The organism is Oceanobacillus luteolus (assembly GCF_042678205.1).
Lineage (GTDB): Bacteria > Bacillota > Bacilli > Bacillales > Amphibacillaceae > Oceanobacillus > Oceanobacillus luteolus.
In genome coordinates, this window is sequence record NZ_JBHUDE010000164.1 from 39137 (window position 1) to 53387 (window position 14251).

A 14251-nucleotide genomic window follows, 5' to 3' on the forward strand; every position below is an offset into this window, starting at 1 on the left:
TGCTTTTTTGAGAAATATAGAGAGTGGAGGTGGCGCTTGTGACGGAGAAAAGAGACGAGACACAAGCAAACGAAGAGGTAGAAGAAAAGGATTCTGTTGAAGTGACGGATTCTGCTGAAGAGAACGAAGAAATCGTTCAAGAAAGTGAAGAATCGAGTGAATTGAATAAAGAAATAGAAGAGCTACATAAGGAAAAAGAAGACCTGTTTAATCGATTGGTTCGCTTACAGGCAGAATTCGACAACTTTAAAAAACGCTCACAAAAGGAAAAAGAAGCAGAACGGAAATATAAATCCCAAGACATTGCTAATGATCTTCTTCCTGTTCTTGATAACTTTGAGCGCGCATTACAAGTAGAACATACAGATGCTACAAGCAATCTGATTGAAGGAATTTCAATGGTCTACCGTCAGCTGCAAGATGCTTTGAAAAACAATGGCATTGAAGCAATAGAAGCAGAAGGGAAGGAGTTTGATCCGAACCTACACCATGCGGTGATGCAGGTAGAAGATGAAAACTTTGAATCGAACTATGTAGTTGAAGAATTGCAAAAAGGTTATATGCTTAAAGATCGTGTGATTCGACCAGCAATGGTTAAAGTTAATAAATAATTGGATTTTTTGAGGAGGATTTCAATAAATGAGTAAAATAATTGGTATTGACTTAGGAACTACAAACTCTGCTGTGGCAGTGATGGAAGGTGGAGAAGCAGTTATCATTCCTAACCCGGAAGGTAACCGCACGACACCATCAGTTATTGCTTTTAAAAATGGTGAAAGACAAGTAGGTGAGATTGCTAAGCGACAAGCAATCACTAATCCAAATACCATTCAATCTATCAAGCGTCATATGGGTACAGATTATAAAGTGAAAATCGAGGATAAAGAATACACACCTCAGGAAGTTTCTGCAATCATTTTGCAGCATATTAAAGCTTATGCAGAAGATTATATCGGAGAAAAAATTGAAAAAGCAGTAATTACTGTGCCTGCTTATTTCAATGACTCAGAACGTCAAGCGACAAGAGATGCGGGCAGAATTGCCGGTCTTGAAGTAGAACGTATTATCAACGAGCCAACTGCAGCAGCTTTAGCATATGGTATCGATAAAGAAAATGAAGATCAAACAATTCTTGTATTTGACCTCGGTGGAGGTACTTTTGACGTTTCTATTCTTGATATCGGGGACGGTACATTTGAGGTATTGGCAACTGCTGGTGACAACCGACTAGGTGGAGACGACTTCGACCAAGTGATCATCAACTATATGGTTGAAGAATTTAAGAAAGAAAATGGCATTGATTTGTCTCAAGATAAAATGGCTACACAGCGTCTAAAAGATGCGGCAGAAAAAGCCAAGAAAGAATTGTCAGGAGTTTCTCAAACTCAAATTTCCTTACCATTCATTACTGCTGGTGAATCAGGACCATTACACTTAGAGATGAGTTTATCCCGTGCGAAATTTGAAGAGCTATCTTCAGAGCTTGTTGAACGCACAATGGTTCCTACTCGTAAAGCTTTATCTGATGCAGGCTTCTCAGCAAGTGATATAGATAAAGTACTACTAGTTGGAGGTTCTACACGTATCCCTTCTGTTCAAGAAGCTATCAAACGTGAAATCGGAAAAGAGCCTTCAAAAGGAGTAAACCCGGATGAAGTGGTTGCACTAGGTGCAGCAATTCAAGGTGGTGTACTTGCAGGTGATGTTAAGGATGTTCTATTGCTTGACGTAACTCCACTATCACTTGGAATCGAAACAATGGGTGGCGTATTTACAAAGCTTATTGAAAGAAATACAACTATTCCAACTAGCCATTCTCAAGTGTTCTCAACTGCAGCAGATAACCAAACAGCTGTTGATATCCACGTGTTACAAGGTGAGCGTGAAATGGCGGCGGATAACAAGACACTTGGTCGTTTCCAATTGACTGATATTCCACCAGCACCTCGTGGAATCCCTCAAATCGAAGTAAGCTTTGATATTGACGCAAACGGAATTGTAAACGTGCGTGCAAAAGATATGGGAACTAACAAAGAACAATCTATCACTATTCAGTCTTCTTCTGGATTATCAGATGAAGAAGTAGAAAGAATGGTAAGAGAAGCGGAAGAAAATGCTGAAGCAGACAAAAAACGCCGTGAAGAGGTAGACCTTCGTAATGAAGCCGACCAACTTATCTTCACAACAGAGAAAACAATCAAAGATCTCGGAGATAAAGTAACAGAGGATGATAAGAACAAAGCAGAAGCAGCTAAAGAAGATCTTAAAAAAGCTTTAGAAGGATCTGATCTGGAAGATATTAAAGCGAAGAAAACTGCTCTAGAAGAACACGTACAACAATTGTCTGTGAAGCTATATGAGCAAATGCAACAACAGCAACAAGCTGAAGGTGGTGCAGACACAACTCAATCTCAAAACGATGATGATGTTGTAGACGCTGATTATCAAGAAGTGGACGACGAAGATAATAAAAAATAAGGTATACTAAAAAGTCAAAGTCAGGATTCTCTTGACTTTGACTTTTTTCTAGGTGATTTCAAAAGAGGCAGGGTCGATTCAGGCTATAATCGCTACATTTAATGTGTCGTAGCATAAATAAAAGTAAACCATTAGTTGCCATTGTTTTATAGATAATGATATGATAACACTTATGTGATTAGTTCGGCAGGAGAGTGATGAAATTTGAGTAAGCGTGATTATTATGATGTTTTAGGTGTAGAGAAAAGCGCATCAAAAGATGAAATAAAAAGGGCTTATCGTAAACTTGCAAGAAAATATCATCCGGATGTAAATAAAGAACCGGGAGCAGAAGAGAAGTTTAAAGAAGTAAAAGAAGCGTATGAAGTACTAAATGACGATCAAAAACGAGCTCAATACGACCAATTTGGCCATGCAGGTCCAGGTGCACAAGGATTTGGTGGATTCGGAGGCGGCGGTGCCGACTTTGGCGGTTTTGGAGATATATTTGATATGTTCTTTGGTGGTGGTGCTGGAAGTCGTGATCCTAATGCACCGCGACAAGGTAACGACTTACAATATACCGTAACTTTAGATTTTGAAGAAGCGATTTTTGGGAAAGAATTGAATATAACTGTACCGCGAGAAGAAGAATGTACTACTTGTCATGGAACTGGTGGTAAGCCAGGAACGAAACCAGAAACTTGTACCCATTGTCATGGAACAGGTCAGTTGAACCAAGAACAGAACACACCATTCGGTAGAGTTGTGAATCGCCGAGTATGTCCTTATTGTAGCGGTAAAGGTAAGGTCGTTACTGATAAATGTACCACTTGTCATGGAGAAGGCCGTGTGAAAAAGCATCGTAAAATTGATGTTACAATCCCGGCTGGAATTGACGAAGGCCAACAAATTAGAGTTGCAGGCCAAGGGGAGGCTGGCATAAATGGTGGCCCTCCAGGTGATTTATATGTTGCAATCCGTGTCAGACCACATGAATATTTTGAACGTGAAGGAGACCATATATTCTGTGAGCTTCCATTAACTTTTGCACAAGCTGCCTTAGGTGATGAAGTCGAAGTGCCAACGGTCCATGGGAAAGTTAAGTTGAGAATCCCTGCGGGTACCCAAACAGGTAAAACGTTCAGACTTCGGGGTAAAGGTGTGGTAAACGTTCGAGGACGTGGTCAAGGGGACCAGCATATTAAAGTTCGTGTCATTACACCTACTAAATTAACCGATAGACAAAAAGAGTTATTGAGGGAATTCAATGCTATTGGAGGGAATGATTCTACGAATGAACAGGATTCGAATTTCTTCCAACGCTTTAAGAAAGCTTTTAAAGGCGAATAAAGATGTTGTGTGACACACAACATCTATACATAAAAGAAACAATCTTCTATGAAATGAGTTGGTATAATGAACTGGACGGAAGTATGCATCCACACAACCCGTGAAGCGGTTGAATCGATATCATATGTGCTTCATGAAGCAGGTTTGAGCGGGTTGATTATTGAGGATCCACTTGATTTGATTAAAGCGCGTGATTCACAATTTGGTGAAATCTATGAATTGAATCCAAATGATTATCCTGAAGAAGGTGTCCGTATTAAAGCATATTTACCAGTCAACAGCTATCTTAAGGATTCTATTGCCGAAATCAGGGAAGAAATAAATAAGTTAACTGATTATCATGATATGGGGAAAAATGAAATAACCTTAAGTGAGGTCCATGAAGAAGATTGGGCGACAGCTTGGAAAAAGTATTATAAACCTCTTCAAGTGACTGATAATATTACAATTAAGCCGATTTGGGAAACATATGAACCAAAACGAGATTCCGAAATAATAATTGAAATGGACCCTGGAATGGCGTTCGGCACGGGGACCCACCCCACAACAGTCTTAAGTATCCAAGCGCTTGAAAAGTATGCTGAACCATCAAATGTCGTAATCGATGTCGGTTCAGGTTCAGGTGTGCTGAGTATAGCAGCTGCAAAACTTGGTGCCGAGAAAGTGTATGCGTATGATTTGGATGAAGTCGCTGTTAAAAGCAGTAAATCAAATATTGCTATGAACGAACTCACTGATAAAATATCTGTAAAGCAGAATAATCTGTTGCGGAATGTTGATTTACAGGCAGAAGTCATTGTTTCGAATATACTTGCGGAAATTATTGTGAAATTTGTGGATGACGCATGGAAGAATTTAAAAAATAAAGGATTTTTTATCACTTCCGGAATTATAGAAACCAAAAAGGAAACTGTCCTTGAGCAATTGAAGCACCAAGGCTTTGAAATAATCGAAGTAAATGAATTGGAAGAATGGATTTCAATCGTAGCAATGAAACCATGAAAATGAATTAGTGGTAGGTGAATGGAATGCAACGATATTTTATACTTAAGGATGATGCTTGGTCAGAGACAGATGTCACAATATATGGTGAGGATGTCCATCACATCTCGCGTGTTATGCGTGGGGAAGTCGGTGATCGCATTATATGTAATCACCGAAATGGCAGAGCCGCGATTTGTGAGATCAGTGAAATATCCAATGACAAAGTTAGAGCAAATATCGTTGACTGGCAGGATCAAGATGTTGAATTGCCTATAGAAGTTACTATTGTTCAAGGTTTACCAAAAGGCGATAAGATGGATTTTATTCTTCAAAAGGGAACCGAACTTGGAGCTGATTCCTTTATACCGTATAAAGCAGAACGTTCCATCGTTGTTTGGGATGAGAAGAAAATGAAGAAGAAATTACAACGATTTGGAAAAATTGTGAAAGAAGCAAGTGAACAAAGCCATCGCAATAAAATTCCTACAATCCATGATCTTGTCAGTATTAAGCAACTGATTGAAGTCAGTGATCAATTTGATGTGAAAATTTTTGCCTACGAGGAAGAGGCAAAAACAACTTCCTACCAATCCTTTGCAGAAGTGTTAAAGGAAATGAATAGTGGAATGCAGTTGTTGATTTGTATTGGCCCTGAAGGTGGTTTTTCGGAAAAGGAGGCTGAGCTATTAAAGGAGAATGATTTTAAACCAGTCCGCTTCGGACCTCGAATTCTCCGGACTGAAACTGCTGCATTATATGCTTTATCGAGTATCTCTTACCATTTTGAAGAACTGAGGTGGAATGAATGCAAACAGTAGCATTTCATACGTTGGGATGTAAAGTTAACCATTACGAAACAGAAGGTATTTGGCGGATGTTCAAGGAAAAAGGGTATGAACGTGTAGAATTCGACCATGATTCCGATGTTTATGTAATTAATACTTGTACCGTAACAAACTCTGGTGATAAGAAAAGTAGACAAGTGATTCGGAGAGCAATTCGCAGTAACCCAGATGCGATCGTCTGTGTTACTGGATGTTATGCACAAACTTCTCCTGGTGAAGTAATGGAGATTCCAGGGGTCGATGTGGTTGTCGGTACACAAGACAGAAAAAATATCTTCAAATATATTGAAGAACATAAGCAGACGAGATTGCCGGTTAACGGTGTGAGTAATATTATGAAAAATCGTGTATTTGAAGAAATGGATGTACCTGAATTTACGGATCGTACAAGAGCTTCCTTAAAGATTCAAGAAGGCTGTAATAACTTCTGTACTTTCTGTATTATTCCATGGTCAAGAGGTTTACTTCGTTCACGTGACCCTGAGAATGTAATCAACCAAGCGCAAAAACTTGTAGATGCAGGATATAAAGAAATCGTTCTTACTGGTATTCATACTGCTGGATATGGTGAGGACATGGTGGATTATAACTTCGCTAGACTACTTCGTGATTTAGAGGAAAAAGTCGATGGACTAAAAAGAATTAGAATATCGTCCATTGAAGCGAGCCAAATTACGGATGAAGTGATTGATGTACTCAATAACTCCCAAAAAATTGTTAGACATCTTCATATTCCAGTTCAGTCTGGATCTGATTCCGTTCTTGCAAGAATGCGTCGTAAATACTCAACTGCTTTCTATAAGGAAAAAATCGCTAAAATTAGACAAGCATTACCTAACTTGGCAATTACATCAGATGTCATTGTAGGTTTCCCTGGAGAAACAGAGGAAGAATTCCAAGAAACTTATAACTTCATTAAAGAAATAGGATACAGTGAGCTACATGTATTTCCATATTCACGTCGTACTGGTACTCCTGCAGCTCGAATGGATAACCAAGTTGAGGATGAGGTGAAAGAGGATCGAGTAAACCGCCTCATCGCTCTATCAGATCAATTGGCAAAAGAATACGCATCCACATTTGAAAATGAAGTGTTGGAAGTGATTCCTGAAGAAAGAATAGTAAATGAAGACCAACCTGAACTATTAGTTGGGTATACGGATAACTACCTTAAGGTACAATTCGAAGGTACAAAAGATATGGTAGGGAAACTTGTGCGTGTGAAAGTCACAAAATCTGGTTATCCATATAATGAGGGGACATTTGTACGGGTTATGGATGATGCAACCCACGCATTAACTAAATAACAAAAGCTAAGATAGAGCTGTGCCGGATATGATTGTTATACCAAATAAGGAAAGGATTGATAGCATGACAACTTCATTAGCCAAATATATCGATCATACACTTTTAAAACCTGAAGCAACAGAAGACCAAATCAACAAATTGGTGGAAGAAGCAAAGGAATATGAATTTGCTTCTGTCTGTGTGAACCCAACATGGGTTTCTTCATGTTATAGTGAATTAAAAGATACACCAGTAAAAGTCTGTACAGTAATTGGATTTCCTTTAGGTGCCACCTCAACTGAAGCGAAAGTCTCAGAAACTGAACAAGCCATAAAAGATGGTGCAACCGAAGTGGATATGGTAATAAATATAGGCGCATTAAAATCCGGGAAAGATGAATTGGTCCAGGAAGACATCAGAGCTGTTGTGCAAGCTGCAGAAGGACAAGCGATCACCAAGGTGATCATTGAAACTTCGCTTTTAACAGAAGAGGAAAAAGTTAATGCCTGCAAGCTGGCTAAGGCTGCTGGTGCGGATTTTGTAAAAACATCCACAGGCTTTTCTGGTGGAGGTGCAACAGTTGCAGATGTTAAGTTAATGCGTGATACAGTAGGTGAAGAAATAGGTGTAAAAGCCTCTGGTGGCATTAGAGACTTGGAGACTATGCAACAAATGATTGATGCTGGTGCATCAAGAATCGGTGCAAGTGCGGGAGTGTCTATTATCAAAGGATTAAAAGGCACAGAAAACTATTAAACCTAATAACAAACTTTCTGTTGACCTGAAAGTTTGATTATATTATAATTTAGGGAGCGTGTGACTTAGTATTCATTCGCTGATAACTTTTGTTTTTTGCTTCGGAGGGAGGGAAACAAGCATGTCAAATACAACTCGCGTTCGTAAAAACGAGTCTCTTGAGGATGCTCTTCGTCGCTTCAAGCGTAGTGTATCAAAAAGCGGTACATTACAGGAATATCGCAAGCGTGAACATTATGAAAAACCTAGCGTAAGACGTAAGAAGAAATCGGAGGCTGCTAGAAAGCGTAAATACTAAGAAGAGGGTGTAGCTTTGATGACTTTACTTGAAAAGCTGAATCAAGATATGGTTCAGGCGATGAAAAATAAAGACAAGGATACCCTTAGTGTTATTCGCATGGTTAAAGCTTCGATTCAAAATGAATCAATTAAGCTGGGTAAAGAACATCTAACAGAAGATGAAGAATTGACAATTTTATCAAGAGAGCTCAAACAAAGGAAAGAGTCCCTCCAAGAATTTACTTCCGCAGGTCGGGAAGACCTTTCTGAAAAAGTTAGATTTGAAATAAACGTTTTAGAGCAGTATATGCCGGAGCAACTTTCTTTAGAGGAATTGCATGAAATTGTTGAGCAGACGATACAAGAAGCCAATGCCACTTCCATGAAAGATTTTGGAAAAGTAATGGGTAAAGTGATTCCTTTAACGAAAGGGAAAGCTGACGGCTCTCAAGTAAAGAAAATTGTTGAACAAAAATTAAAATGAATGATAGTTTAATTTAAAACTCTTCTTTAACACCTTGAAAATGGTTCCATTCATCAAAAAATGAATGGAACCATTTTTTAGTCCTGTACCATTCTTTTCATATGTAGATAATATGTGATAGTATCTTAGTGACAGGTATTCCTTTTAAAAAGTTTTTAAAAAATGAAACATCTGGTTGTTGAATTTCGTATAAATAGGTAAATATAAAGGGGGTGTTAAAGTTGCCTGCCAAAAAGATATTACACTACATACTCATTATTTTCATTGTAGGACTTGTTTCCTTCCCTTTGTTCGGAGAAAAAGTACATGGTGATGGGACGGGGAAAATCGTCTATGTTATTCCGATAGAGCGTGAAGTCGAACGAGGACTCGAAGCTTTTTTAACTAGAACCACGAATGAAGCAATTGAGGCAAATGCCGATCATATTATTTTTGAAATTGATACTCCTGGTGGAAGAGTTGATTCTGCAGGTCAAATTGCCGAGTTGTTACAAAACCTGGAAATTCCTACAACTTCATTTGTTATTCATGAAGCATTATCTGCTGGCTCATATATAGCACTCAATACTGATAATATCTATTTTAAGCCTCAAGCAACGATGGGAGCGAGTGGTGTCATTACCGGGGATGGTAATGCTGCAGATGAAAAGGCGCAATCAGCTTGGATAGCGGCAATGCGGAGTGCGGCTGAATCAAAGGGAAGAGATCCGTTATATGCCGCAGCAATGGCCGATCCTTCTATTGACTTACCGGAATACGGTGCAGCAGAAGGGAAATTTCTAACCCTTGGTCCAAGTGAAGCTGTCGAAGTTGGCTATGCTGAAGGAATTGTCAATCATCGTGTAGAACTTTTAGCGGAGCTTGATTTAACAAATGCAACCATTGTTGAAACTGAAACGACTATTGCAGAGGAGATTGCGCGTTTTTTAACCCACCCGCTGGTTATACCGATTTTATTATCCGTCGCCAGTCTTGGTCTTGTGCTTGAACTATATTCGCCGGGTTTTGGTGTGCCGGGTACTATGGGACTCATTGCATTATTCCTATTTTTCTATGGCCATATCGTTGCCGGTTTGGCTGGAATGGAAGCGATAATTCTTCTGATACTTGGAATCATACTAGTTATTGCGGAGTTCTTTTTACCAGGTGGCATTGTTGGTTTGCTGGGAATTGGTGCTATCCTCGGATCCTTAATGATGTCAGGTTATGATATGGGACATATGGCCTTGAGTATCAGTATTGCTTTTATTGTCGCTATCGTGGCCGCCATCTATTTATACCGGAGAATCGGTATGGATAAAGGTATCTTCCGTCATATTATTCTAAAAGACCAAACATCCACAGAATTAGGCTATGTTTCATCCGTGAACCGTCTGGAATTGATTGGTATGGAAGGTGTTTCTTTAACTCCATTACGTCCTTCAGGAACTGGAATGTTTGCAGATGAAAAAATAGATGTCGTTTCGGAAGGCAGTTTTATTGAAGAAGGAAAGACGATAAAAGTCACCAAAGTTGAAGGAATGCGAGTAGTTGTAAGAGAAATAATAAAATAAATACACAATTAGGAGGAAAGAATTATGGGTGGTTTTGAAATTCTACCAATTATTATTATTGCTGTTATTGTAATAGCAGTAGCAATTCTATTTACATTTATTCCAGTAGCACTTTGGATTAGTGCACTTGCAGCTGGGGTAAAGGTTAGTATTTTTACTTTGATCGGAATGCGATTACGTCGAGTTGTACCGAGCAGAGTAATAAACCCGTTAATAAAAGCACACAAAGCAGGACTTAATGTAGCAATTAATCAGCTTGAAAGCCATTACCTTGCTGGTGGTAACGTAGATAGGGTAGTAAATGCATTGATTGCTGCTCACCGTGCCAATATTGAACTTCCATTTGAAAGAGGCGCAGCAATTGATCTTGCTGGACGTGATGTATTAGAAGCTGTACAAATGAGTGTTAACCCCAAAGTAATTGAAACGCCGTTTATTGCTGGTATTGCAATGAATGGTATTGAGGTAAAAGCTTTAGCGAGAATTACGGTTCGTGCAAATATTGACCGACTTGTTGGGGGAGCGGGTGAAGAAACAGTAATCGCCCGTGTTGGTGAAGGTGTTATCAGTACAATTGGTAGTTCTAATACGCATGAACAAGTACTTGAAAATCCAGATTCCATTTCACAAACTGTACTGGCTAAAGGACTAGATTCAGGAACAGCATTTGAAATTCTGTCCATTGATATTGCAGATGTAGATATTGGTAAGAACATTGGTGCTACATTACAAATTGATCAAGCGGAAGCAGATAAGAATATAGCCCAGGCGAAAGCGGAAGAACGCCGTGCAATGGCAGTCGCATTAGAACAGGAAATGGTTGCACGAACCCAAGAAATGCGTGCGAAAGTTGTGGAAGCAGAAGCAGATGTACCTCGCGCATTGGCAGAAGCACTCCGTTCAGGAAACATGGGTGTTATGGATTATATGAACTATCGTAACATTAGTGCAGATACAGAAATGAGAGATACGATCGGTAAGTTGACAGAAGACAATGATGACAACAATCAATAAGCACTTCTTTGTTTCCTGTAAAGGAGGGAAGTAATGGGTTTTTTGGATCTAATCTTAGATAACATTTTCCTGATTTTCATTATAATTTCAGGAATTATCGGTTTCCTGGGCAGTAACAAGGAAGAACAAAAAAAGAAGCAGCGTCCAGTTAAAACTAATACTCCGCAACGGCAACCGGTACCTGCACCAAGCCGAACTCGGACTGAAACTAAACGTCCAATAGAGAGTCCAAGGAGGCAAGCAGAACAGCCTGCTAAACCTCAGGTCACTGTTGCAGATTCCATTGAGGCGGAACAAAAGGCTCAAATGGAGCGTCTGCAAGAGAGATTTGGCAGGTCAACTTCGCCTGACGAAAAAGCCGTTACTAGTAATCAAATAGGTCAAGATTTAACAGAGTCAGGTTCATTACAACCAGCGAAATACTTTTCCGAAGAGCAAGAAATATTGCGTAAAGATATCCGGAAAAGTTTAAAAAATAAAGGTTTGATCAATGGCATCATTATGGCGGAAGTATTAGGGAAACCACGCTCATTAAAGCCGTTTGAAAGTCCGACTTTAGAACGTTACAAAAAGTAAAATGATATATTATTATAAAAACCATCAGTACAATGTTTAATCTATTGTCTACTGATGGTTTTTTGTCTTTTCTAATGGTCTTAATTAAATTTTCATTTCATACATATAAAGAGGAGGGGGATGTATCAGTGAAAAAATGGCATCTACGATTGCGTAACTTAATGGTTGATTACCTATCACTTCCTTCTGATGTTTTACTTGAATTACCAAGGCTAACCATGATTGGAAATTTTCACTTGTATATTGAAAATCATAAAGGGCTGGAAACATACTCAGAAACCGAACTCAAAGTAAAAACTACAAATGGATATGTACAAATTTTGGGATCTTCGTTTGTATTAAAACAAATGTTACCAGAAGAAATTTTATTAGAAGGAGAAATTGAAGAAGTAAAATATTTACCAAGCTGATTGCAAAGGAGGATATATGAAGACTGTAAAAGGGTCCTATATTTCAGGCTATCTGCAAATTCAAGTAAATGGAGAATATCCCGAACGTTTTTTACAAACATGTGCAGCGAACGGTATTATGCTATGGGAAATCCAAAAGCAGAGCACTAATCAATGTACGGCGATGGTCCAATTAAAAGACGTTCAGAAGATAAAAAAGTTAAGACATGGAAGTAATTATAAAATATATTTTAAGAAAAAGTATGGAATTCCATTTCTCAATAAAAAAGCTAAGAGGAAAAAACCACTTCTATTTGGCTTGCTTCTTAGTGTGCTTTTATTTTTTATGCTTTCCAATATGATTTGGCAAGTTACAGTAACCGGCGTTCCAGAAGAATTGGAAAATAAAATTTATGAAAGATTATCCAGTTACGGCGTCCATCCCGGTGCTTTTACATTCACTGTCGATTCCCCCAATCAAATCCAACAATTATTGTTGGAGGACGTCCCCGAATTGCTTTGGGTTGGTATTGAAAAAAGAGGGACAAGCTTTTATTTAGAAGGTGTAGAGAAATTGATTGTAAAGGATGAGGAAAAGAAAAGTCCTAGGCATTTGGTTGCGAACAAAAGTGGAGTAATCAAGAGTATGTATGTAAAGAAAGGCTTGCCTCAAGTTAGGGTTAATGATTTTGTGGAGAAAGGAAAAATACTTGTATCAGGAGCGATTGAAAAGCTGAATATGGAAAAAACGAAAGAAGAGGAAAATGAAGAGGTATATTATGAATACCTTGCTTCAGAGGGGGAAGTTATCGCTACTACATGGTATCGCGCAGAAGTTCTTATACCTTTACAATCCGAGCATATAGAATTGACTGGAAATATAGATGAGAATTATCGCTTTGGGATTGGATCGTATACATTCCCAATCTGGCCATGGAACAAAAAAGAATTTGATGATGAAATAAAGGAGATTGATGAAAAAAAATTAGAGATATTTGGTTGGGAATTTCCACTATACATTGTTAAGGAAAAAAGAATGGAAAGTACATCTAAGATTACAGAGAGGACACGAGAACAAGCAATTGAGGCCGGTATACAACAGGCGAAGGAAGATTTATATAGAAAGTTGGGAAATGATGCAAGAATTATATCAGAAAAAGTTTTGCATGAAACTAACCGGCATGGTAAAGTTAAACTAAGCTTGTATATTACAGTGGAAGAAAATATAGCGATTGAACAACCGATAAACCAAGGAGATTAAGTATGACAGGAAACTTAACTGATATCGACTTACAATTACAAGATCCAACTGAGGCTCTTGCGCTATTTGGAAATAATGACAAGTATTTAAAGCAATTAGAGTCTTTATTGGACATACGCATCGTTTCTCGTGGTGAAAAAGTCCAAGCTTCTGGAAGTGAGGAAGCCGTACAAGTATTACAGGAAGTCCTTTTTTCATTGCTTTCTTTAATTCAAAAAGGAATCAGTTTTTCCGAAAGAGATATAGGCTATGCCGTTGAGATGGCAAGAAAAGGGAATATTAATCAGTTTGAAGCAATGTTTGAAGACGAAATCACAAAAAATGTAAAAGGTAAATCCATTCGAGTAAAAACACTAGGACAAAAAAATTATATTGAGCGAATTCGTTCAAACGACTTGGTGTTCGGTTTTGGCCCAGCTGGTACGGGAAAGACTTATCTGGCAGTTGTAATGGCTGTAGACGCATTAAAAAAGGGGCTTGTAAAAAGGATCATTCTAACAAGGCCAGCTGTTGAAGCAGGAGAAAGCTTAGGTTTCCTGCCAGGAGATTTGAAAGAAAAGGTTGATCCCTACTTAAGGCCGTTATATGATGCTTTACACGATGTTTTAGGTGCAGAACACACTACTCGGTTAATTGAACGGGAAACAATTGAAATTGCTCCTCTTGCCTATATGCGAGGAAGAACCTTAGATGATGCTTTTGTCATCTTAGATGAAGCTCAGAACACCACACCTGCACAAATGAAGATGTTTTTAACACGTTTGGGATTTGGATCTAAAATGGTGATAACTGGGGATGTTACCCAAATTGATCTCCCGAAAGGAGTAGCATCTGGTCTCCGGGTGGCAGAACAGCTGCTTAGAGGCATTGAAGGCATTTCCTTTATTTATTTAGATGACTCTGATGTTGTACGTCATCCACTTGTACAGAAAATAATCCGTGCTTATGACAAAGAAAACACAAATCAGTAAGACCTGCTTTGTAGGTCTTATTTGTGCTGTAGGCCTGGAAGA

At 38.7% G+C, this 14251-nt stretch carries 15 protein-coding genes; all 15 read left to right on the forward strand.

Going from position 1 to position 14251, the window contains the following annotated elements; translation table 11 throughout:
• Positions 1 to 38 precede the first annotated feature (38 nt).
• The 15 genes from grpE (at position 39) to ACFSBH_RS19890 (ending at position 14209) form a co-directional block, all read left to right on the forward strand.
• Positions 39 to 611 carry a nucleotide exchange factor GrpE gene (gene grpE / locus ACFSBH_RS19820; RefSeq protein WP_379599395.1) on the forward strand — a complete coding sequence of 191 codons (573 nt, stop codon included), beginning with the start codon at positions 39 to 41 and terminating at the stop codon, positions 609 to 611.
• A gap of 28 nt (positions 612 to 639) precedes the next feature.
• Positions 640 to 2478 carry a molecular chaperone DnaK gene (gene dnaK / locus ACFSBH_RS19825; RefSeq protein ID WP_379599397.1) on the forward strand — a complete coding sequence of 613 codons (1839 nt, stop codon included), beginning with the start codon at positions 640 to 642 and terminating at the stop codon, positions 2476 to 2478.
• A gap of 204 nt (positions 2479 to 2682) precedes the next feature.
• Positions 2683 to 3810, forward strand: coding sequence for a molecular chaperone DnaJ (gene dnaJ / locus ACFSBH_RS19830; RefSeq protein ID WP_251510057.1), 1128 nt, complete (start codon positions 2683 to 2685; stop codon positions 3808 to 3810).
• 66 nt (positions 3811 to 3876) lie between these two features.
• The gene (gene prmA / locus ACFSBH_RS19835; RefSeq protein ID WP_251510059.1) at positions 3877 to 4812 is read left to right on the forward strand and encodes a 50S ribosomal protein L11 methyltransferase; all 936 of its coding nucleotides are present in this window, start codon (positions 3877 to 3879) and stop codon (positions 4810 to 4812) included.
• Between the two features lie 26 nt (positions 4813 to 4838).
• Positions 4839 to 5612 carry a 16S rRNA (uracil(1498)-N(3))-methyltransferase gene (locus tag ACFSBH_RS19840; protein WP_379599399.1) on the forward strand — a complete coding sequence of 258 codons (774 nt, stop codon included), beginning with the start codon at positions 4839 to 4841 and terminating at the stop codon, positions 5610 to 5612.
• The gene (gene mtaB, locus ACFSBH_RS19845; protein WP_251510063.1) at positions 5600 to 6946 is read left to right on the forward strand and encodes a tRNA (N(6)-L-threonylcarbamoyladenosine(37)-C(2))-methylthiotransferase MtaB; all 1347 of its coding nucleotides are present in this window, start codon (positions 5600 to 5602) and stop codon (positions 6944 to 6946) included. The genes ACFSBH_RS19840 and mtaB overlap by 13 nt, the downstream gene beginning before the upstream one ends.
• 64 nt (positions 6947 to 7010) lie before the next feature.
• Positions 7011 to 7682: a deoxyribose-phosphate aldolase gene (deoC, locus tag ACFSBH_RS19850; protein WP_251510065.1), complete on the forward strand. Its 672-nt coding sequence runs from the start codon at positions 7011 to 7013 to the stop codon at positions 7680 to 7682.
• 121 nt (positions 7683 to 7803) lie between these two features.
• Complete coding sequence (gene rpsU / locus ACFSBH_RS19855) at positions 7804 to 7980, forward strand: 30S ribosomal protein S21 (RefSeq protein WP_072887896.1); 177 nt, start codon at positions 7804 to 7806, stop codon at positions 7978 to 7980.
• An 18-nt stretch (positions 7981 to 7998) separates the two neighbouring features.
• Positions 7999 to 8445, forward strand: coding sequence for a GatB/YqeY domain-containing protein (locus ACFSBH_RS19860; protein WP_251510066.1), 447 nt, complete (start codon positions 7999 to 8001; stop codon positions 8443 to 8445).
• A gap of 221 nt (positions 8446 to 8666) precedes the next feature.
• Positions 8667 to 9998 carry an NfeD family protein gene (locus ACFSBH_RS19865; protein WP_251510067.1) on the forward strand — a complete coding sequence of 444 codons (1332 nt, stop codon included), beginning with the start codon at positions 8667 to 8669 and terminating at the stop codon, positions 9996 to 9998.
• 24 nt (positions 9999 to 10022) lie between these two features.
• A complete protein-coding gene (gene floA / locus ACFSBH_RS19870) occupies positions 10023 to 11012 on the forward strand; it encodes a flotillin-like protein FloA (protein WP_251510068.1) in 990 nt (329 codons plus the stop codon).
• Positions 11013 to 11045: 33 nt separating this feature from the next.
• Complete coding sequence (locus tag ACFSBH_RS19875; RefSeq protein ID WP_251510069.1) at positions 11046 to 11588, forward strand: hypothetical protein; 543 nt, start codon at positions 11046 to 11048, stop codon at positions 11586 to 11588.
• Between the two features lie 128 nt (positions 11589 to 11716).
• On the forward strand, positions 11717 to 11998 hold the full coding sequence (yqfC, locus tag ACFSBH_RS19880) for a sporulation protein YqfC (RefSeq protein WP_251510070.1): 282 nt from the start codon (positions 11717 to 11719) through the stop codon (positions 11996 to 11998).
• 16 nt (positions 11999 to 12014) lie between these two features.
• A complete protein-coding gene (gene yqfD, locus ACFSBH_RS19885; RefSeq protein WP_251510071.1) occupies positions 12015 to 13238 on the forward strand; it encodes a sporulation protein YqfD in 1224 nt (407 codons plus the stop codon).
• Positions 13239 to 13240: 2 nt separating this feature from the next.
• Positions 13241 to 14209 carry a PhoH family protein gene (locus ACFSBH_RS19890; RefSeq protein WP_251510073.1) on the forward strand — a complete coding sequence of 323 codons (969 nt, stop codon included), beginning with the start codon at positions 13241 to 13243 and terminating at the stop codon, positions 14207 to 14209.
• The last annotated feature ends 42 nt before the right edge of the window (positions 14210 to 14251 follow it).